General features: G+C 64.3%; 22 protein-coding genes. 7 read left to right on the top strand and 15 right to left on the bottom strand.

The window, feature by feature from the left end:
- Positions 1–110 precede the first annotated feature (110 nt).
- Positions 111–893 (bottom strand): hypothetical protein, encoded by a 783-nt coding sequence (locus QQL28_RS34630; protein WP_284272908.1) that lies wholly within the window; start codon positions 891–893, stop codon positions 111–113.
- Positions 894–1,009: 116 nt separating this feature from the next.
- Between QQL28_RS34630 and QQL28_RS34625 the strand changes: the two genes are divergently transcribed.
- The gene (locus QQL28_RS34625; RefSeq protein ID WP_284272905.1) at positions 1,010–2,044 is read left to right on the top strand and encodes an aspartate-semialdehyde dehydrogenase; all 1,035 of its coding nucleotides are present in this window, start codon (positions 1,010–1,012) and stop codon (positions 2,042–2,044) included.
- A gap of 107 nt (positions 2,045–2,151) precedes the next feature.
- Here QQL28_RS34625 and QQL28_RS34620 read toward each other — a convergent pair whose 3' ends face one another.
- A complete protein-coding gene (locus QQL28_RS34620) occupies positions 2,152–2,796 on the bottom strand; it encodes a carbonic anhydrase (RefSeq protein ID WP_284272903.1) in 645 nt (214 codons plus the stop codon).
- A 119-nt stretch (positions 2,797–2,915) separates the two neighbouring features.
- Here QQL28_RS34620 and QQL28_RS34615 point away from each other — a divergent pair, with 119 nt between their 5' ends.
- A complete protein-coding gene (locus QQL28_RS34615; protein WP_284272901.1) occupies positions 2,916–3,797 on the top strand; it encodes an HpcH/HpaI aldolase/citrate lyase family protein in 882 nt (293 codons plus the stop codon).
- Between the two features lie 24 nt (positions 3,798–3,821).
- Here the strand turns inward: QQL28_RS34615 and QQL28_RS34610 are convergent, their stop codons facing one another.
- The 4 genes from QQL28_RS34610 to QQL28_RS34595 all read right to left on the bottom strand — a co-directional run bounded on the left by QQL28_RS34610 (position 3,822) and on the right by QQL28_RS34595 (position 6,682).
- Entirely contained in the window at positions 3,822–4,241 is a 420-nt protein-coding gene (locus tag QQL28_RS34610) for a hypothetical protein (RefSeq protein WP_284272900.1), read from the bottom strand.
- Between the two features lie 231 nt (positions 4,242–4,472).
- Positions 4,473–5,258 (bottom strand): glycosyltransferase family 32 protein, encoded by a 786-nt coding sequence (locus QQL28_RS34605; protein ID WP_284272897.1) that lies wholly within the window; start codon positions 5,256–5,258, stop codon positions 4,473–4,475.
- A 124-nt stretch (positions 5,259–5,382) separates the two neighbouring features.
- Positions 5,383–5,988 (bottom strand): 3-isopropylmalate dehydratase small subunit, encoded by a 606-nt coding sequence (gene leuD / locus QQL28_RS34600; protein WP_284272895.1) that lies wholly within the window; start codon positions 5,986–5,988, stop codon positions 5,383–5,385.
- Between the two features lie 295 nt (positions 5,989–6,283).
- Positions 6,284–6,682, bottom strand: a complete 399-nt coding sequence (locus QQL28_RS34595) for a metallopeptidase family protein (protein ID WP_284272893.1) — start codon at positions 6,680–6,682, stop codon at positions 6,284–6,286.
- Between the two features lie 158 nt (positions 6,683–6,840).
- Here QQL28_RS34595 and QQL28_RS34590 point away from each other — a divergent pair, with 158 nt between their 5' ends.
- A complete protein-coding gene (locus QQL28_RS34590; RefSeq protein WP_284272892.1) occupies positions 6,841–7,122 on the top strand; it encodes a hypothetical protein in 282 nt (93 codons plus the stop codon).
- A gap of 10 nt (positions 7,123–7,132) precedes the next feature.
- On the opposite strand, the gene QQL28_RS34585 is transcribed toward QQL28_RS34590, so the two are convergent.
- The gene (locus QQL28_RS34585; protein ID WP_063621725.1) at positions 7,133–7,345 is read right to left on the bottom strand and encodes a hypothetical protein; all 213 of its coding nucleotides are present in this window, start codon (positions 7,343–7,345) and stop codon (positions 7,133–7,135) included.
- A gap of 258 nt (positions 7,346–7,603) precedes the next feature.
- Between QQL28_RS34585 and QQL28_RS34580 the strand changes: the two genes are divergently transcribed.
- The 3 genes from QQL28_RS34580 (at position 7,604) to QQL28_RS34570 (ending at position 8,980) form a co-directional block, all read left to right on the top strand.
- Entirely contained in the window at positions 7,604–7,825 is a 222-nt protein-coding gene (locus tag QQL28_RS34580; RefSeq protein ID WP_284272891.1) for a hypothetical protein, read from the top strand.
- A gap of 102 nt (positions 7,826–7,927) precedes the next feature.
- Entirely contained in the window at positions 7,928–8,191 is a 264-nt protein-coding gene (locus QQL28_RS34575) for a hypothetical protein (RefSeq protein ID WP_284272890.1), read from the top strand.
- A 225-nt stretch (positions 8,192–8,416) separates the two neighbouring features.
- The gene (locus QQL28_RS34570; protein WP_284272889.1) at positions 8,417–8,980 is read left to right on the top strand and encodes a hypothetical protein; all 564 of its coding nucleotides are present in this window, start codon (positions 8,417–8,419) and stop codon (positions 8,978–8,980) included.
- Positions 8,981–9,046: 66 nt separating this feature from the next.
- Here QQL28_RS34570 and QQL28_RS34565 read toward each other — a convergent pair whose 3' ends face one another.
- From QQL28_RS34565 to ffh, 7 genes are all read right to left on the bottom strand, one after another.
- Positions 9,047–9,256 (bottom strand): hypothetical protein, encoded by a 210-nt coding sequence (locus QQL28_RS34565; RefSeq protein ID WP_284272888.1) that lies wholly within the window; start codon positions 9,254–9,256, stop codon positions 9,047–9,049.
- 98 nt (positions 9,257–9,354) lie between these two features.
- Complete coding sequence (leuC, locus tag QQL28_RS34560; RefSeq protein WP_284272887.1) at positions 9,355–10,761, bottom strand: 3-isopropylmalate dehydratase large subunit; 1,407 nt, start codon at positions 10,759–10,761, stop codon at positions 9,355–9,357.
- A 415-nt stretch (positions 10,762–11,176) separates the two neighbouring features.
- Positions 11,177–11,557 (bottom strand): 50S ribosomal protein L19, encoded by a 381-nt coding sequence (gene rplS / locus QQL28_RS34555; RefSeq protein ID WP_284272886.1) that lies wholly within the window; start codon positions 11,555–11,557, stop codon positions 11,177–11,179.
- A gap of 110 nt (positions 11,558–11,667) precedes the next feature.
- Positions 11,668–12,411 carry a tRNA (guanosine(37)-N1)-methyltransferase TrmD gene (gene trmD / locus QQL28_RS34550; RefSeq protein WP_284272885.1) on the bottom strand — a complete coding sequence of 248 codons (744 nt, stop codon included), beginning with the start codon at positions 12,409–12,411 and terminating at the stop codon, positions 11,668–11,670.
- A gap of 108 nt (positions 12,412–12,519) precedes the next feature.
- Complete coding sequence (gene rimM / locus QQL28_RS34545) at positions 12,520–13,077, bottom strand: ribosome maturation factor RimM (protein ID WP_284272884.1); 558 nt, start codon at positions 13,075–13,077, stop codon at positions 12,520–12,522.
- Between the two features lie 9 nt (positions 13,078–13,086).
- Positions 13,087–13,419 carry a 30S ribosomal protein S16 gene (gene rpsP, locus QQL28_RS34540; RefSeq protein ID WP_063685070.1) on the bottom strand — a complete coding sequence of 111 codons (333 nt, stop codon included), beginning with the start codon at positions 13,417–13,419 and terminating at the stop codon, positions 13,087–13,089.
- A 100-nt stretch (positions 13,420–13,519) separates the two neighbouring features.
- The gene (gene ffh / locus QQL28_RS34535; protein ID WP_284272883.1) at positions 13,520–15,067 is read right to left on the bottom strand and encodes a signal recognition particle protein; all 1,548 of its coding nucleotides are present in this window, start codon (positions 15,065–15,067) and stop codon (positions 13,520–13,522) included.
- A 268-nt stretch (positions 15,068–15,335) separates the two neighbouring features.
- On the opposite strand from ffh, the gene QQL28_RS34530 reads away from it, so the two are divergent.
- Positions 15,336–16,331, top strand: coding sequence for an MBL fold metallo-hydrolase (locus QQL28_RS34530; RefSeq protein WP_284272882.1), 996 nt, complete (start codon positions 15,336–15,338; stop codon positions 16,329–16,331).
- Positions 16,332–16,471: 140 nt separating this feature from the next.
- On the opposite strand, the gene QQL28_RS34525 is transcribed toward QQL28_RS34530, so the two are convergent.
- Positions 16,472–17,200 carry an SIMPL domain-containing protein gene (locus tag QQL28_RS34525; protein ID WP_284272881.1) on the bottom strand — a complete coding sequence of 243 codons (729 nt, stop codon included), beginning with the start codon at positions 17,198–17,200 and terminating at the stop codon, positions 16,472–16,474.
- Position 17,201 lies beyond the last annotated feature (1 nt).

Below are 17,201 nucleotides of genomic sequence, written 5' to 3'. Positions count from 1 at the left end.
TAGCGCGCCGGGGGTGGCCGCAACTAGGTCAATTGGGTCACACCGCGCCGGAATAATCGCGCCTGCGGCCAAAAGTTGCATGAAAACCAGCTACTTGGGCTTGATGAAGGTCAAAGCGCGCCGCGCAGCTGCGCATTTCCGGCGCCCATCAGCCAGTCCGTGGAGGCGGGCGGGCCGCAAGGGCGGCGCTTCAGCTCGGCATGAGCGAACAATTCGGCCAGCTTCGGCTCGTTACCGGAGGTGAGCAGCGTCAGCCGGTTCAGCGTGCAAGCGATCGCGGCGCGCCGGGCGGGCAGCGCGTCGCCCTGGCACGACCAGCCGGAGATCTGAAGCGAGGGATTCTCGATGCGCCTGACATAGCCGAGACAGCCGGTCGCCTGGCCGCTCGGACGAAACAGGGCTACGGGCCCGAACTTGCTGTCGATGACGCCGGCTTCCTCGAGCGGTGTCGCCTGCGCAAGGCCCATCCGGGCCGCCATGTCTGAAGGCAGGCGTGCCGCCGGGTTGAACTCGGCGCCGGGCCGGTAGATTTCGAGCTCGGCGACCGGCACCGGCGTGACGCCGACCCAGCGCATGACGTCCTTGCGGCCACCCTCGGGATGCCTGAGGATAATGTAAGCGTTTGTTTTATCGTTGGAATCGAGGCGACTGACGGCAAAGGCCGGATACGAGCGGTCGGCCACGGACCAGCCCGGCCTTGTCGACGGCTCGTCGTCATGCAGGCTCGGCAATTGGCCGAGTGCGGCAAGCAGCAGGATGGCAAGCAGCGCCAGCGTCCCCACATAGGCGAACAGGCGCGCCAGCGTGCCGACGACCTCGTCGGCGAAGCCTAGGAGTGCCAGATGGATCCTGGTTCTGGGAAGTGCGGCCGAAGTGGCCCGGTACGGCGGCATCCAATGCCTTCTGGCACGGTCAAACGTTGTCTTGAGGGCGGTTCTCGCATAGAAGCGCTGCTCTTCCTGGTTAAGCGCACAGCTTGCGGAAGGCCTTTTTCATCGGAGAGTGAACGATGGGTTACAAAGTCGCAGTCGTCGGCGCGACCGGCAATGTCGGACGGGAAATGCTGGGCATCCTCGATGAGCGCAAATTCCCCGCGGACGAGGTCGTGGCGCTGGCGTCACGCCGCAGCGTCGGCGTCGAGGTCTCCTATGGCGATCGGACCTTGAAGGTCAAAGCGCTCGAGCACTATGACTTCTCCGACGTCGACATCTGCCTGATGTCGGCGGGCGGCTCGGTCTCGAAGGAATGGTCGCCGAAGATCGGCGCCGCCGGCGCGGTCGTGATCGACAATTCCTCGGCCTGGCGCATGGATCCGGACGTGCCGCTGATCGTGCCCGAGGTGAATGCCGATGCGGCCAAGGGCTTTGCCAAGAAGAACATCATCGCCAACCCGAACTGCTCGACCGCGCAGCTCGTCGTCGCGCTGAAGCCGTTGCACGACAAGGCCACCATCAAGCGCGTCGTGGTCTCGACCTATCAATCGGTGTCGGGCGCCGGCAAGGATGCGATGGATGAATTGTTCTCGCAGACCAAGGCCGTCTACACCAATGACGAGCTGATCGCGAAGAAATTCCCCAAGCGCATCGCCTTCAACGTCATCCCCCACATCGACGTCTTCATGGAGGACGGCTACACCAAGGAAGAGTGGAAGATGATGGCGGAGACCAAGAAGATCCTTGATCCCAAGATCAAGCTCTCCGCGACCTGCGTGCGCGTGCCGGTCTTCGTCGGCCATTCGGAGGCCGTCAACGTCGAGTTCGAGAATCCGATCACGGCGGACGAAGCGCGCGAGATCCTGCGCAAGGCGCCAGGTTGCCTCGTCATCGACAAGCAGGAGCCCGGCGGCTACGCCACGCCGTACGAGGCGGCCGGCGAGGATGCGACCTATATCAGCCGCATTCGCGAGGACGCGACGGTGGAGAACGGTCTCGCCTTCTGGTGCGTGTCGGACAATCTGCGCAAGGGCGCCGCGCTCAATGCGATCCAGATCGCCGAGGTTTTGATCAACCGCAAGCTGATCACGGCGAAGAAGAAGGCGGCGTAACGGATTGTAGGGTGGGTTAGCCAAAGGCGTAACCCACCACTTCTGTCTTCGCGTGGATAGTAAAGAGGTGGGTTACGCTTCGCTAACCCACCCTACGAAATACAACTTCACGCCGCGTCCCTGACGCTGCGAAATTCCTTCGCGACCTTGTCCAGCACGAACAGCGATCCCTCGGCGACGCCGAAATAGGCGCCGTGGAGCTGCATCTGACCGGCGTCGACCGCCTTCTGCACGAACGGAAAGGTCATGAGGTTTTCGAGGCTGCGGAACACCGCGGCCTTCTCGATGCGCTCGACGAATTGCGCCATCGTCTCGTGGTCGCGCTGCTCGACCACCTCGCCGGGCTTGATGAACATCTGCATCCATTTGCCGATGAAGTCGCCGGGCGTGAGCGGCTCGATCTTGTCGACGAAGGCACGGATGCCGCCGCATTGCGCGTGCCCGAGCACCACGATGTGTTTTACACGCAGCACCGTCACCGCGTATTCCAGCGCAGCCGAGACGCCATGCGCGTTCTCGTCGGGCTGATATGTCGGCACCAGATTGGCGATGTTGCGGACGACGAAAAGTTCGCCCGGGCCGACGTCGAAGATCACTTCGGGCGAGACGCGGGAATCGCAGCAGCCGATCACCATCACTTCCGGCGACTGCCCTTTCACCGACAGCTCGCGGTAGCGGCTCTGCTCGGCCGGCAGCCGCTGGGTGGCGAAGGCCTTGTAGCCTTGCAGCAAGTGCTCAGGGAATGTGATCATGGCCTATGCCTAATCATATACCGCAGGGGCGAACAAGCCTTTCGAATAGGCAGTCCAGGTGCTATCGGCTCCGGAGAGAACACTTGGAATCCCAGGGAACGATCGAAGGGAACGCCAGCATGACCCGCCCACGTCGCAGCCATCTGTTCATGCCCGGCTCCAACCCCCGCGCGCTGGAAAAGGCGCGCAACCTGGCGGCCGATGGCCTGATCCTGGATCTGGAGGATTCCGTCGCCCCGGACGCCAAGTCGGTGGCGCGGGACGGAATCGCGGCCGCCATCGCCGAAAAAGGCTTTGGCAAGCGCGAGATCCTGATCCGGACCAACGGTCTCGATTCACCCTGGTGGGCCGATGACGTCGCCATGGCCGCAAAAGCCTCGCCCGATGGCATCCTGGTTCCAAAGGTCTCCAGCGTCGAGGATCTCGCTGCGATCGGCCGGCACCTGGCCGAGCTTGGCGCTGCGCCGACGGTGAAGGTCTGGGCCATGATCGAGACCGCGCGTGCGGTGCTGCATGCCGAGGAGCTCTCGGCTGCCTCGCGCGATCCCAAGACGCGCCTCGTCGGCTTCGTGTTCGGTCCGAACGACATTTCGCGCGAGACTCGGATCAGGATGCTGCCGGGCCGCGCCGCGATGATCCCGATGATCACCCACTGCATCCTGGCGACGCGCGCCCACGGCCTCGAAATCCTCGACGGGCCCTATAGCGACATCAACAGCCCTGACGGCTTCGCGACGGAATGCGCGCAGGGCCGCGACCTCGGCTTCGACGGCAAGACGCTGATCCATCCCTCGCAGATCGAGGCCTGCAACGCGATCTTCACGCCGCCCGAGGAAGAGGTCGCGCGCGCCCGCAAAATCATCGCGGCGTTCGAACTGCCGGAGAACGTCTCGCGCGGCGCGATCCGGCTCGACGGCCAGATGGTCGAGCGGCTGCACGCCGACATGGCCCGCCGCACGATCGAGATCGCCGATGCGATCGCGGCGACGGGCAAGGGCTGACGAAGGGACTTCAAGTCGCGCCCGTCAGTGCGGCGCGCCGCTCACACGATCGAGCGACTCCAGTGTCGACGCGTTGCCGCAATAGCCGTGATAGCTCTCCGCGGCGCCGCCGCTGGCCAGTTCGCGATGGCATTGCGCCTTTTCGTTGCACAGCGCGCAGACGCGCTCCATGTCACGCAGCAGGAGCGGCTGCGCGCGGCCGAGTTGCTCCTCGCTGATACCGAGTTGCGCCAGCATCTTCGGTAACTCGTCGGCGGCATGATGGCCGTGGCGGACCAGCTCTTCGAGATCGTCAGGCGATACGCGCAGGTCGCTCGCGATGCGATTGAAATCCGAGCGATCAAGCTGCCGCATCTCGTTCAGTTCGCGGCGATGCTTCAGCCAGCCGGCAAAGGAATCGATGAGGTCCTGAACGATCGGATAGGGTCTGCTCTGGGTGCTCATCTTGAAACTCCATTCGACGGTATTGGAGCCAATAGAGCAGACATGCAGGAAATTGCGTTGCGCTGGATCAAACAGGAAGACGACAGAGGCCGCTGATCTCGTGTCCCGGACGCGCTGCAGCGTGAAACGCTGCTGCGCAGAGCCGGGATCCATCTCACTTCAATCGCTGGCCCCGGCTCAGCAGCGCACCGCTTCGCGCTGCGCTGCGTCCGGGGCACGAGAGCAGAGCTGTTACGCGAACCGCTCCGCCGCCCAGGCGTACAGGCTCCCGGGAATCGGCTTCTGACCACCGCGGCCCTTGGGCGAGATGTGCAGGCCGATGATCTCGGGGTTGGCGACCAGGCTGAGATAGTTGGACGGTTCGAAGAACAGCTTTGGCTCGGCGTGCACGGCGTAGAAAGACTGCTTGGGCAACGCGTTCTCAAGTTCACCGAAGCGGTGCGCGAGTGCGGTCAGCGCGGCCGGTCCGTAGATCGCGACGCGAATATCGGAGAGACGGTTCGAGCCGCCGCGCAGGCGGCGCATCGCAAAGGTCAGGCGATGGCGCAGCGACAGCCAGTCCGGGGTCAGCTCGTCCTGCTTCATCAGCGCTTCGAATGCGCGAACGATTCCATGCTCTGCCGGAAGATACAGCACGGAGTTGCCGAGCTGGCGCGGCCGCTCCCAGGCGAAGTAGGGTTTTGCCGGATCGATCTCGACAGGCTTCAAGAGCAGCACGTCGGCGTCGAGCCACAGGCCCGCGCGCTGCGCCATCAGCTTCATGCGGAAGAAATCGCTGAACTGGAGCGTGGTCCAGTCGCGCCAGCTTCCGTCCGGCTGCGGCGGCCGCAGCTTTTCGGAGAACACGTGCGGCAGGATCGCTTCGGCCTCGGCATTGTCGACACCGGCGGGAAGGCCGGGAATGGTGTCGAAGCTGTAGACGGTGACCTTATGGCCGGACGCAAGCTGCGAGCGCAGACAGGTCTGGCGCAGCGCATCCATCGGGCCATGCCAGAAGGTGACGATGTCGGGCAACATGCGCGGAAGCTATAAATGACAAACGCAAGGCAGCAAAGGACAAGAGGGCAAAGAAAAAGCCCCGGCGCGGTCAGCACCGGGGCTCGAAACGGAGGCCGATCTCAGGCCCAAGACAGGCTCGAGCTCAGGCCCAGGCGCGTTCGCGCTTGAGCTTCTCTTCATAGGTGTCGATCGAGGCCTTCTTCTCCATCGTCAGGCCAATGTCGTCGAGGCCGTTGATCAGGCAGTGCTTGCGGAACGGATCGATCTCGAACTTGACCATGCCGCCGTCGGGGCCGCGGATCTCCTGGTTCGGCAGGTCGATGGTGAGCGTCGCATTGGCGCCGCGCTCGGCATCGTCGAACAGCTTGTCGAGATCTTCCTGGCTGACGCGGATCGGCAGAATGCCGTTCTTGAAGCAGTTGTTGTAGAAGATGTCGCCGAACGAGGTCGAGATCACGCAGCGGATGCCGAAGTCGAGCAGCGCCCAGGGCGCGTGCTCGCGGCTCGAGCCGCAGCCGAAATTGTCGCCGGCAACCATTACCTTGGCGTTGCGGTAGGCCGGCTGGTTGAGCACGAAGTCCGGATTCTCGCTGCCGTCGTCCTTGTAGCGCTGCTCGGAGAAAAGCCCCTTGCCAAGGCCGGTGCGCTTGATGGTCTTCAGATACTGCTTCGGAATGATCATGTCGGTGTCGACATTGATGATCTTCAGCGGCGCCGCGACGCCTTCCAGCGTGGTGAACTTGTCCATGATTTCGCTTCCCGGGTAGGTCAGGGGAACGGCTATTTATCGCGATTGGGGCTCAAATCCTAGGCCAAATTCGGCAGGTCTCGTCTGCTTGGCAGGTCTAAGGCTCAACTGGCGCGGCATCGGGACTTCACCTCTCCCGCTTGCGGGAGAGGTCGGCGCGCCCCGGGCGATGCGAAGCATCGTCCCGCGCGCGCCGGTGAGGGCTCTTTCCGCTTGGGGATTGTCCCATGGCGGAGACACCCTCTCCCCAGCCCTCTCCCGCAAGCGGGAGAGGGAGCTCATCCTCTTCGGCGCTCTACTCGCCCTGTGCCTCAATCGCGGCCATATCGTCGTCCGAGAGGCCGAAATGGTGGCCGATCTCGTGGATCAGCACATGGCGGACGATATGGCCGAGGCTCTCCTCGTGCTCCGCCCAGTAATCCAGGATGGGTCGGCGGTAGAGCCAGACCATGTTGGGCAGCCGCGCCACGTCGCCAAAGCTCTGCTGCGGCAGGCCGACCCCCTGGAACAGGCCGAGCAGGTCGAACTCGCTCTCGCAGCCCATCTCGTCCAGAACCTCGTCGGTCGGGAAGTCGTCGACGCGGATGATCACGCCTTCGCAGAGGTCGCGGAAGTGCTTGGGCAGGCGCTCGAAGATGTCATGCGCCACCACCTCCATCTCGGCCAGCGAGGGCGCTTTCAATTCCGTCCACATGCGCTTTTCTTAGCGCGGGTTCCAAGGCGATGCATCCGGCTTTATGATCGCGGCAAGGTTGACGCGCGGCGCCAAAACGGGGAGCGTACGGCGCGTCGATGGGGACGGTTCAGGTGGGTGGTGCGATGCGGGCGGGAACAGCATTGACTTTGCTTTGCATGGGGTTGTTTTCGCTGTTTTTGCTGCCCGCCGCCGGCGCGCAAGCCCAGACGGCGGCTGCGGGCCTCAAGCTGGCCCAGGCCTTTCCGCCAGATGCCCCGCCGCCGCGCCGCCGGCCGCGGTTGCGCGTCGTTCCCTACGAGACGCCGGATGGCGTCTATCCGCGCTACAATCCGGGCCCGGACGCCGTGCGGGAATGCAACGCCACCTATGTGCAGGAATATCGGCCGAGCGGCACGGTGATCGTGCCGCGCATGAGTTGCTACTGGCGACGGGGCTGACACTTCTCGCCTAACGACCGCGCAGCGCGCCGATCAGGCCGACGCCGACGACGAGCGCGGACGCGCCATAGACCAGGATCGCCATCACCGCCTGCGCGAACGGGCTCGCCGTGCCGGCTTCGACGCCCGGTCCCTGCGCGGCGAGCGCCGCCTCCGAGCCGAACAGCGTGACCGTTGAAACAGCAAGGCGAGAAACCGGCAGCCCACCGCGAGACTGTGCCATGACCATCTCCTGCATCTGGTCGTCCAGAAGATACGCCGATCATTGATGGTTGGTTTTATTGGCGCAAACGAAATGTGTTGCGCAGGTCTGGAAGGTACCTGGCCGCAGGTCTTTCACGTGCATCTGTTTGCATTCATCTTTGCGGCGCGTTCATTCATACACGATTCAGCCCGACGCCTCTAGCGTTCTCCTCCGTGACGCCATGCTGAATTGCGTCACACATATTGACGTCTCTTATGGAGATCGGAGGAGGACGACATGCAATCCACGAAGGTCAAGTTGCTTGGTCTCGCTGCCGTCGCAGCAGTGCTCATGTGTGCCGTGCCCGTCGAGCGCGCGCACGCTGTATCGTTGATCAATCCCGGCGCCGCGCAGTCGGTGCAGGACGTCGCTGCCACCACGACGACTGAAGTGGGCTGGCATGGCTGGCACCATCATCACTGGCGCTGGCACCGCTGGCATCACCGGCACTGGTGGTGACGGCGACGCGTCGATCGGCGGCAAAACAGGCCCGGACACCGGGCCTGTTTTCGCTTGCAGACGCTGTCGTGGAGGCCCCATTCTGACGACATGGAGATTGTCATGAAGACAGCGATCGTGATCGTCGGCGCTTTGGGACTGGCGATGGCCTTGCCAAGCGTTTCGCTTGCGGCGACGTCAATCGCAACCCAGCAGCAGGTCTGGGTGCGAACGGTCGATTTCGGTATGCGGCGTCACGACCGCTACGCACGTAGCGTTCGGCACGCGCCCTATCAGCCGCACTACTACGCGCGGCCGGTCTATTATCGGCCCTATCCCTACGGCGTGCCCGCTCCCTTCGTGCTCGGCTTTGGGCCGTGGTGGTGAGACTTGCGCGCTCTTTGTTGGCGCAACTTCTTGTTGGCGCAACTTCGTCCTCTAGCGGTGCTCCGCCGCACCGAATTGTCGAACGTCATTCATTCATAAGGCGTTCACGTCGCTATCCCTAATTTAATCCGGGGAGCGACCGCAAATGAACAGCGCCCGCCAAGCCCGCCTCGCCTTTCGAGACGGGAGCCCACAATTGCGCTGTTCAGATCCACGGAGGGTTTGATGCTGAGGAGTCTTGATCCCCAGGCAGGCGTGATCCGCTTGTTCGGGCTTGCGGCCGCGGCAGCGCTGGTGCTGTCGGCAGGGACTGCGCAGCGCGCCGAGGCGCTGACCCTGATCAATCCGGTCGCCTCGCCCGCGGCGAAAGCCGCTGCCGACGACATGGTCACGCAGGTCCGTCACGGTGGTGGTGGGGGCGGCTTCCGTGGTGGTGGAGGTTTTCACGGTGGCGGAGGCTTTCACGGCGGTGGTGGCTTTCACGGCGGTGGTGGAGCGCGTTTCGGTGGCTTCCACGGTGGTGGCTTTCGTGCCGCGCCAGCCTTTCACGGCGGCGGCTATCGTTATGGCGGCGTCCGTTACGGCGGCTATCACCGTCATTTGGGCTATCGTCCCTATTACGGTTATCGCCACTTCCATCGGCGCTACTATTACGGCGGCTACTATCCCTATTACAGCTATCCGCGCCGCTGTCGGGTGATCTGGACCCATTGGGGCCCGCGCCGCGTCTGCCGCTGGCACCATTGGCATCGCTGGCACCATTGGCACCGGCCGTACCGCTATTGGTGATGTGAGGCGCAACGGCTGAAACGAAAAGGGCGCCCGCGAGGCGCCCTTGGCTTGCGCTACGTCAGCTCAGAGCCAATCCCTGAGCTTCCAGGATGCAGACTTCCAGCGCATCAGATTGTCGAGCTTCCATTGCCGAAACATCGCCGGCGGCCAGCGGCTGAGGCGCGAGGTCTCCTCGACCTCGGGCTTGGCGACGACGCGCAACGGCGCCGCGCGCCGGCGATGTTGGCGCGTCGCATCGCTGATGAGATCGACATATTCAGGCTTGTTGGCCATCGCCTCTTCATCCTCGCGAACTCGTCGCGAGGATGAAGTCTTGCGGCATGCCGCTTAAGGCACGCTTGCCTTGATCGTTAGAATTGCGCGGGAGTGGCTCAGCGCCAATCCCTGACGTCAACGAAGTGCCCCGCAATCGCCGCCGCCGCCGCCATCGCCGGCGAGACGAGGTGCGTGCGGCCCTTGAAGCCTTGGCGGCCCTCGAAATTGCGGTTCGAGGTCGAGGCGCAGCGCTCTTCCGGCTTGAGCTTGTCGGGGTTCATGGCGAGGCACATCGAGCAGCCCGGCTCGCGCCATTCGAAGCCGGCTTTGACGAAGATCTTGTCCAGACCCTCCGCTTCCGCCTGCTCCTTCACGATGCCGGAGCCCGGCACGACCATGGCGTTGACGTGAGCGCTGACGGTCTTGCCCTCGGCGATCTTCGCAGCAGCCCGCAGGTCCTCGATGCGGCCGTTGGTGCAGGAGCCGATGAAGACGCGATCGAGCTTGATGTCGGTGATCTTCGTGCCCGCGGTCAGGCCCATATATTTCAGCGCGCGATGCTTAGAGAGGCGCTTGGCCTCATCCTCGATCTTGTCCGGGTCCGGCACGAGGCCGGTTACCGAGATGACGTCCTCAGGGCTGGTGCCCCAGGTCACGATCGGCGGCAGCTTGGCTGCATCCAGCCGCAGCTCGTGGTCGAAATGCGCGCCGTCGTCGGAGCGCAACTTCTCCCAATAGCGCATCGCTGCGTCCCAAGCGGCGCCCTGCGGCGCTTTCGGACGGCCGCGCAAGAAGTCGAACGCCTTCTGATCGGGGGCGACTAGGCCGGCGCGTGCGCCGCCTTCGATCGACATGTTGCAGACCGTCATGCGGCCTTCCATGCTGAGCGCGCGGATCGCATCGCCGGCATATTCCAGCACGTAGCCGGTGCCGCCTGCGGTGCCGATCTCGCCGATGATGGCGAGGATGATGTCCTTGCCCGTCACGCCCTCCGGCAATTTGCCGTCGACGGTGACGCGCATGTTCTTGGCCTTCTTCTGGATCAGCGTCTGCGTCGCCAGCACGTGCTCGACCTCGCTCGTGCCGATGCCGTGCGCGAGCGCGCCGAATGCGCCATGCGTCGAGGTGTGGCTGTCACCGCAGACGATGGTGGTGCCGGGCAGCGTAAAGCCCTGCTCGGGGCCGATCACGTGGACGATGCCCTGGCGCTTGTCGAACTCGTTGTAATATTCGATGCCGAATTCCTTGGCGTTCTCGGCGAGCGCCTTGATCTGCTCGATGCTTTCGGGATCCGGGTTCGGCTTGGTGCGATCGGTGGTCGGCACGTTGTGGTCGACGACGGCGAGCGTCTTCTCCGGCGCGTGCACCTTGCGGCCGGTGGCGCGCAGGCCTTCGAAGGCTTGCGGCGAGGTGACTTCGTGCACCAGATGGCGGTCGATATAGAGCAGGCAGGTGCCATCCTCGGCTTCGTGCACCAGATGGTCGTTCCAGATCTTGTCGTACAGCGTGGTCGGTTTGGACATGAGCGTGAGCTCCGGGACTATTGTGTGAGCGAAAGCGCGCCTTACGCGCGGGGCAACAAAACGTCAGCGCAGCGTTCTAAGCTGCGCGCCTAAGCTCTGAGGTTGCCGAGGTCGCAAAGCGTCCGAAGAACCGGCCAGGCAGCCGCGAGCGATCGTCGATGACGATGCGCTTGATGGGTGCGAAGATGGTCAGATCTGGAAACATTCTATTCGTATATAGCATAGCGCGACGAAATCGCGAGAGCCTCAAGTTCGTCATTGCGAGCGGAGCGAAGCAATCCAGGGATGCATCCGCTGAGACAGTCTGGATTGCTTCGCTCCGCTCGCAATGATGAGAACGAAGACCGGCTGCCCGGCAAACAAAAAAGCGCGGAGCCGAGCTCCGCGCTTTTTGTCGATCTGCCTGTTGCGAAGATTACTCGTTGACGGCAGCCGCGCGGTCCTGCTTCTCGACGATGCGGGCCGACTTGCCGCGGAGATTGCGCAGATAATAGAGCTTGGCGCGACGCACCTTGCCGCGACGCACCACCTTGATCGAGTCGATCATCGGGGAGAGCAGCGGGAACACGCGCTCGACACCCTCGCCGTAGGAAATCTTGCGCACGGTGAAGCTCTCATTGAGGCCACCGCCGGAACGGCCGATGCAGACGCCTTCATAGGCCTGCACGCGGGTGCGGTCGCCTTCGACGACCTTCACGTTGACGATCACGGTATCGCCGGGGGCGAATTCCGGAATCTCCTTGGTGGCGGAGAGCTTGTCGAATTGCTCTTTTTCGAGCTGCTTGATCAGGTTCATGGGTAAATCTCCATCGGCGCGCCCAGCCTTGAGAAACGGGGGCTGCGCGAAATTCGTCTATCCAGCCATTGCGGATTTGGCCGCTCCTATAAGGCAAGCGGGAGCGTTTGTCACCCGTCTGTCGTGTTTTTTGGCGTTTTTTGGCCGATCGCCCGATTCGCGGCTTTTTCCCACAAATCCGGCCGCCGGGCGGCCGTCAGGGCCTCGGATTCGGCCCGCCGCCAAGCCGCAACCTTGGCGTGATCTCCGGAGGTGAGGATCTGGGGGATCGGAACTCCCTCAAACAGCTGCGGACGGGTGTATTGCGGGTATTCCAGAAGACCGTCAGAGAAGCTTTCCTCGGTTCCCGAAGCCTCTTTTCCCATCACGCCCGGCAGCAGCCGGACGCAGGCGTCGATCAGCGCCAAGGCGGCGATTTCGCCGCCTGAGAGCACGTAATCGCCGATCGAGACCTCTTCCAGGCCCCTAGCGTCGATCACCCGCTGGTCGATCCCCTCGAAGCGGCCGCAGACGATCAGGGGACCGGGGCCCTGTGCCAGCTCCATCACGCGGGCCTGGGTCAATGGCCGACCACGAGGGCTCATCAGGAGCTTTGGCCGACCCTCGCCGATCGCGGCGGCATCGATGGCCGCTGCCAGGACATCCGCCCGCAGCACCATCCCCGGGCCGCCACCGGCCGGCGTGTCGTCGACGCTACGGTGACGATCGGTCGCAGACGCCCGGATGTCCCGCGCCTCGAGCTCCCAGAGACCCGTGGCCAGCGCCCGGCCAGCCAGGCTTACGCCCAGCGGTCCCGGAAACATCTCCGGAAACAGCGTCAGCACCGTCGCGCGCCAGGGTGAGGAGTTCGTCATTGCGCCCTATGAAATCCGTCGTCCCGGCGCAGGCCGGGACCCATAGCCACCGCAGATAGTTTTACGATGGTCGGGGCCATCAGCTTAGCCAAAAACCACAGCCTGTGGTTATGGGTCCCGGCCTTCGCCGGGACGACTCGTGGAGAGACCTTCGCTCTCGTCCTCGCCGTCGATCTCCTGCGGCAGCGCGATCACGACGCGGCCGCCGTTGATGTCGACTTCCGGCACCACCGCATTGGAGAACGGCAGCAGCAGCGTCGTGCCTTTCGGGGGGGCGATCTCGATGATGTCCCCGGCGCCGAAATTATGGATCGCGAGCACGCGGCCAAGTGCAGCGCCGGCCGTGGTGACGGCGGCGAGCCCGATCAGATCGGCGTGGTAATATTCGTCCTCGTCGGTTGCGGGCAGCTTTTCGCGCGCGACATAGAGCTCGATGCCGTTGAGCCGTTCGGCCTCATCGCGGGTCGTGACGCCCTTGAACGTCGCGACCAGATGGTCTTTCGCCTCGCGCGCCGTCGCGACCTCGAACTGGCGCTTGCCGTCCTTGGCCAGAAGCGGACCGTAGCGGCGCACGGCAAACGGATCTTCGGTGAAGGTCCATAGTTTGACCGCACCGCGCACACCATGCGCGGCGCCGATCCGCGCGACGCAGACCAGCGCCGACATGGTCTAGCCTTAGCCCTTCGCGGCGGCTTCGGCCTGCGCCTTGCGCTCCTTGCGCGGCACGGCCTTCTCGGGGTTGTTGCGCGCTTCGCGCTTCTTGACGCCGGCGGCATCGAGGAAACGCATCACGCGGTCCGACGGCTGCGCGCCCTTGGCGAGCCAGGACTTCACCTTCTCCATGTCAAGCTTCAGGCGGGTCTCGTTGTCCTTCGGCAGCAGCGGGTTGAAATAGCCGAGACGCTCGATGAAGCGGCCATCGCGGGGGAAGCGCGAATCGGCGACGACGACGTGATAGACGGGACGCTTCTTGGTGCCTGCGCGGGCGAGGCGGATAACGACGGACATTCAGTTCTCCTTCGAAGTACGGTTTGCAAAGTACGTTTTGTTCGGTTGATTGGTATTCCGCGTCGCGCGAGACCGGTTGAGATCCCCCGCGACGAATTCCTCATTTCTTCTTGCCCGGGAAACCGCCGAGGCCCGGCAGCGTCGGCTTGCCGCTCAGCCCGGTCAGTCCGGGAAGGTTCGGCAGGCCGCTGCGAAGGCCGGGCGGCAGATCCTTCGGCAAATTCGGCAGGCCCTGTCCGCCGCCGCTCTGCATCTTCTCCTGCAGCGCCTTCATCTCTTCCGGCGAAGGCATCTTCATGCCGCCGCCAAAGCCCATCGCCTGCGCGATGCCGGCGAGCGGGCCGCGCTTGCCCGAGCCCATGGCCTTCATCACGTCGGCCATGTTCCGGTGCATCTTGAGCAGCTTGTTGACGTGCTCGACGCTCTGGCCGCTTCCCGCGGCGATGCGCTTCTTGCGGCTCGCCTTGAGCAGGTCAGGGTGCCGACGCTCCTCGCGCGTCATCGAATCGATGATCGCGACCTGGCGCTTCAGGATCTTGTCGTCGATCCCGGCGGCGGCGATCTGGTTCTTCATCTTGGAGATGCCGGGCATCATGCCCATCAGCCCGCTGATGCCGCCCATGTTCGCCATCTGCGAGAGCTGCTCGCGCATGTCGTTAAGGTCGAACTGGCCCTTGCGCATCCGCTCGGCGGTGCGCGCGGCCTTTTCAGCGTCAATATTGGCGGCGGCCCGTTCGACCAGCGAGACCACGTCGCCCATGCCGAGGATGCGGCCGGCGATACGGTCGGGGTGGAAATCTTCCAGCGCGTCGGTCTTTTCGCCGGTGCCGATCAGCTTGATCGGCTTGCCGGTGACCGCGCGCATTGACAGTGCAGCACCGCCGCGGCCGTCGCCGTCGACGCGCGTCAGCACGATGCCGGTGAGGCCGACGCGCTGATCAAAGGAGCGTGCGAGGTTCACGGCGTCCTGGCCCGTGAGGCTATCCGCGACCAGCAGCACTTCGTGCGGATTGGCGGCAGCCTTGATCGCGGCGGCCTCCGCCATCATCTCTTCGTCGAGCGTGGTGCGGCCTGCGGTGTCGAGCAGCACGATGTCGTAGCCGCCGAGCTTGCCGGCCTCCAGCGCGCGCTTGGCAATCTGCGTCGGCTGCTGGCCCGCGACGATCGGTAGCGTCGGAATGTCGAGATCGCGGCCGAGCACGGCGAGCTGCTCCATCGCCGCCGGGCGATAGACGTCAAGCGAAGCCATCAGCACCTTGCGCTTGTCGCGCTGGACGAGGCGGCGGGCGAGCTTCGCAGTGGTTGTTGTCTTACCGGAGCCCTGCAGGCCGACCATCATGATCGGTACCGGCGGCACGGAATTCACGTCGATGGTCTGACCTTCGGCGCCGAGCGTGTTGATCAGCTCGTCATGGACGATCTTGACCACCATCTGGCCGGGCGTCACCGACTTCACGACGGTGGCGCCGATCGCCTGCTCGCGCACGCGCTCGGTGAAGCTGCGTACCACTTCGAGCGCAACGTCGGCTTCCAGCAGCGCGCGGCGCACCTCGCGCATCGCGGCGTCGACGTCCTTTTCAGTCAGCGCACCGCGCCCCGTCAGACGATCGAGGATGCCGCCAAGCCTTTCCGACAGATTGTCGAACAATGAAGTCGTCCTTTGTCCTGCTCGCCAAGAATGCGATCTTCCAAACACCTTTGCGCCCGAGGGCGCATCGCGCTGTCGGGCGTTGACCTCTGGCCTCCAGGGCCAGTCGGCGGGTCGAAAAGAAAGCCTTTCCGAGAAGTGGTCCGGCCTTTAACCCCCGCAAGCCGTAAAAGTCAAGGAAACCGGCCCAAATGCCGGCATTTTGAGGGGCGGCACCAGCTGCAAACCCTTGCGGAATTCCCCATTTTGAGGCCAATCGAGCCCCGAAATGAGCCGCCGTCCCACCAAAACCTATTCCGGCCCGCCGTCCGATCATTTCGACGGCGAAAAATTCTTCGACCCCGACGGGGTCCCGCCAAAATCGCTCCGCGAGGTCTTGCGCTGGCAATTCGGCGGCAAGCGCGACCGGTCGGTGTGGCCGGCCTGGGTTCCAAGCCCCTATGCCGATTATCCACCGGCGGCGGTTGATGGCGGCAAGGTGCGGCTGTCCTTCGTCGGGCACGCGAGCTGGCTGATCCAGGCCGGCGGGCTCAACGTCCTCGTCGATCCCGTCTGGTCAACGCGGGTCTCGCCGGTGGGCTGGGCCGGGCCGAAGCGCCACAACGATCCCGGCATTGCCTTCGACAAGCTGCCGAAGATCGACGCCGTGCTGGTCTCGCATGGCCACTACGACCATCTTGACATCACCACGCTGTCGCGGCTCGCCAAGAACTTTGCCCCGCGCGTCATCACGCCGCTCGGCAATGATCTCACCATGCGTGAGCGCGACGGCGCGATCCGCGCCGAGGCGTTCGACTGGCACGACCGCGTCGAGCTCGGCGGCGGCATTGCCGTGCATCTCGTGCCGACGCGGCACTGGTCGGCGCGCAGCCTGTTCGATCGTAACAGGGCGTTGTGGGCGAGCTTCGTGCTGGAGACGCCGGCGGGGAAGATCTACGTCGTCTGCGATTCCGGCTATGGCGAAGGCACGCATTTCCGCCGCGTCGGCGAGGCGCATGGACCTTTAAGGCTCGCGATCCTGCCGATCGGCGCCTACGAGCCGCGCTGGTTCATGCGCGAGCAGCACATGAATCCGGAAGACGCCGTGAAGGCGCTATTGGACTGCGGCGCAGAGGCCGCGCTGGCGCATCACCACGGCACGTTCCAGCTCACCGATGAGGCCATCGACGCACCGGCCATGGCGCTGCTCGAAGCCCTGGATGCAGCGAACATCCCGCGCGAGCGGTTCCTGGCGCTGAAGCCGGGGCAGGTGGTGGAGATTTAGCATCCAGTCAGCGGGTTCGTGCCCCGGACGCAGCGCAGCACGCCAGTGATGCGCTGCTGAGCCGGGGCCCAGATGGCAGCGCGTGGGTCCCGGCTCTGCACTGCGTCACTGCGTGCCGCAGCGCGTCCGGGACACGAGAGCTATTGCTCTTTCGGCTTGATTGCCCAGCTCACATTTACCGTCACCGACAGCGTCTCCTCGCCGGGAGCGACCTGTGCCGGCGCTGCGGCCATTGGCGCAGCGGCGATGCGGCCCTTGAACAGCGGCATCGGGCCGCCGCCTTCGGAGATGCTGAGGGGTGCGCCGAGCGTGACGCCGGCGGCCTTGGCGTAGATCTCGGCCTTGCGGCGGGCGTCGGCGAGCGCCTGCTCGCGGGCACCGTCGAGCAGTTTCGAGGCTTGCGTGACCTCGAAGGAAATGTTGCCGACATCATTGGCGCCGGCGCCGACCAGCGTGTCGATCACGCTGGCCACCTTGGTCACGTCGCGGATCTTGACGGTGACGCGGTTGCTGGCGCGGAAGCTGACGATGCTGGTTGCGCGCTCCGACGTCTTGGACGAGGTCGCATATTGCGGCTGCAGCGACAGGCGCGAGGTCTGATAGTCCTTCTCGTCGATGCCTGCGCCCTTCAAGGCCAGCAGCACCTTGCCCATCGCCGCGTTGTTGGCGTCGGAGGCCTCTTTCGCAGTCTTCGCGTCATTTGCGACGCCGGCGTCGATCTGCGCGAGATCAGGCGCCGCCGACACGCTCGCCTCGCCGCTCACCGAGACCGCCGACGGAAAATCGTCGGCAAGCGCAAGGGGCGCGCAAAAGGGCGTTGCGCCAAGCGCGGTGGCGAAGATAGCGGCGATGATCGCGGGGCTCTTCATC

Origin of the sequence: Bradyrhizobium iriomotense (assembly GCF_030160715.1) — a bacterium.
In the GTDB taxonomy this organism is placed as follows: domain Bacteria; phylum Pseudomonadota; class Alphaproteobacteria; order Rhizobiales; family Xanthobacteraceae; genus Bradyrhizobium; species Bradyrhizobium iriomotense.
The sequence above is the reverse complement of the archived record's forward strand: the minus strand, read 5'-3'. Positions and strand labels throughout refer to the sequence as shown.

Bases quoted from the DNA above. Each gene is read 5' to 3' on its own strand.
- QQL28_RS34610 (WP_284272900.1), bottom strand. From the start codon at position 4,241: ATGAGCACCCAGAGCAGACCCTATCCGATCGTTCAGGACCTCATCGAT.
- leuD (WP_284272895.1), bottom strand. From the start codon at position 5,988: ATGGACAAGTTCACCACGCTGGAAGGCGTCGCGGCGCCGCTGAAGATC.
- trmD (WP_284272885.1), bottom strand. From the start codon at position 12,411: ATGACGAACTCCTCACCCTGGCGCGCGACGGTGCTGACGCTGTTTCCG.
- QQL28_RS34620 (WP_284272903.1), bottom strand. From the start codon at position 2,796: ATGATCACATTCCCTGAGCACTTGCTGCAAGGCTACAAGGCCTTCGCC.
- QQL28_RS34565 (WP_284272888.1), bottom strand. From the start codon at position 9,256: ATGGCCAACAAGCCTGAATATGTCGATCTCATCAGCGATGCGACGCGC.
- QQL28_RS34580 (WP_284272891.1), top strand. From the start codon at position 7,604: ATGCAATCCACGAAGGTCAAGTTGCTTGGTCTCGCTGCCGTCGCAGCA.
- QQL28_RS34595 (WP_284272893.1), bottom strand. From the start codon at position 6,682: ATGTGGACGGAATTGAAAGCGCCCTCGCTGGCCGAGATGGAGGTGGTG.
- QQL28_RS34605 (WP_284272897.1), bottom strand. From the start codon at position 5,258: ATGTTGCCCGACATCGTCACCTTCTGGCATGGCCCGATGGATGCGCTG.
- QQL28_RS34615 (WP_284272901.1), top strand. From the start codon at position 2,916: ATGACCCGCCCACGTCGCAGCCATCTGTTCATGCCCGGCTCCAACCCC.
- QQL28_RS34590 (WP_284272892.1), top strand. From the start codon at position 6,841: ATGGGGTTGTTTTCGCTGTTTTTGCTGCCCGCCGCCGGCGCGCAAGCC.
- QQL28_RS34575 (WP_284272890.1), top strand. From the start codon at position 7,928: ATGAAGACAGCGATCGTGATCGTCGGCGCTTTGGGACTGGCGATGGCC.
- QQL28_RS34570 (WP_284272889.1), top strand. From the start codon at position 8,417: ATGCTGAGGAGTCTTGATCCCCAGGCAGGCGTGATCCGCTTGTTCGGG.
- QQL28_RS34525 (WP_284272881.1), bottom strand. From the start codon at position 17,200: ATGAAGAGCCCCGCGATCATCGCCGCTATCTTCGCCACCGCGCTTGGC.
- rplS (WP_284272886.1), bottom strand. From the start codon at position 11,557: ATGAACCTGATCAAGCAGCTCGAAAAAGAGCAATTCGACAAGCTCTCC.
- rimM (WP_284272884.1), bottom strand. From the start codon at position 13,077: ATGTCGGCGCTGGTCTGCGTCGCGCGGATCGGCGCCGCGCATGGTGTG.
- QQL28_RS34625 (WP_284272905.1), top strand. From the start codon at position 1,010: ATGGGTTACAAAGTCGCAGTCGTCGGCGCGACCGGCAATGTCGGACGG.
- rpsP (WP_063685070.1), bottom strand. From the start codon at position 13,419: ATGTCCGTCGTTATCCGCCTCGCCCGCGCAGGCACCAAGAAGCGTCCC.
- QQL28_RS34585 (WP_063621725.1), bottom strand. From the start codon at position 7,345: ATGGCACAGTCTCGCGGTGGGCTGCCGGTTTCTCGCCTTGCTGTTTCA.
- QQL28_RS34530 (WP_284272882.1), top strand. From the start codon at position 15,336: ATGAGCCGCCGTCCCACCAAAACCTATTCCGGCCCGCCGTCCGATCAT.
- leuC (WP_284272887.1), bottom strand. From the start codon at position 10,761: ATGTCCAAACCGACCACGCTGTACGACAAGATCTGGAACGACCATCTG.
- QQL28_RS34630 (WP_284272908.1), bottom strand. From the start codon at position 893: ATGCCGCCGTACCGGGCCACTTCGGCCGCACTTCCCAGAACCAGGATC.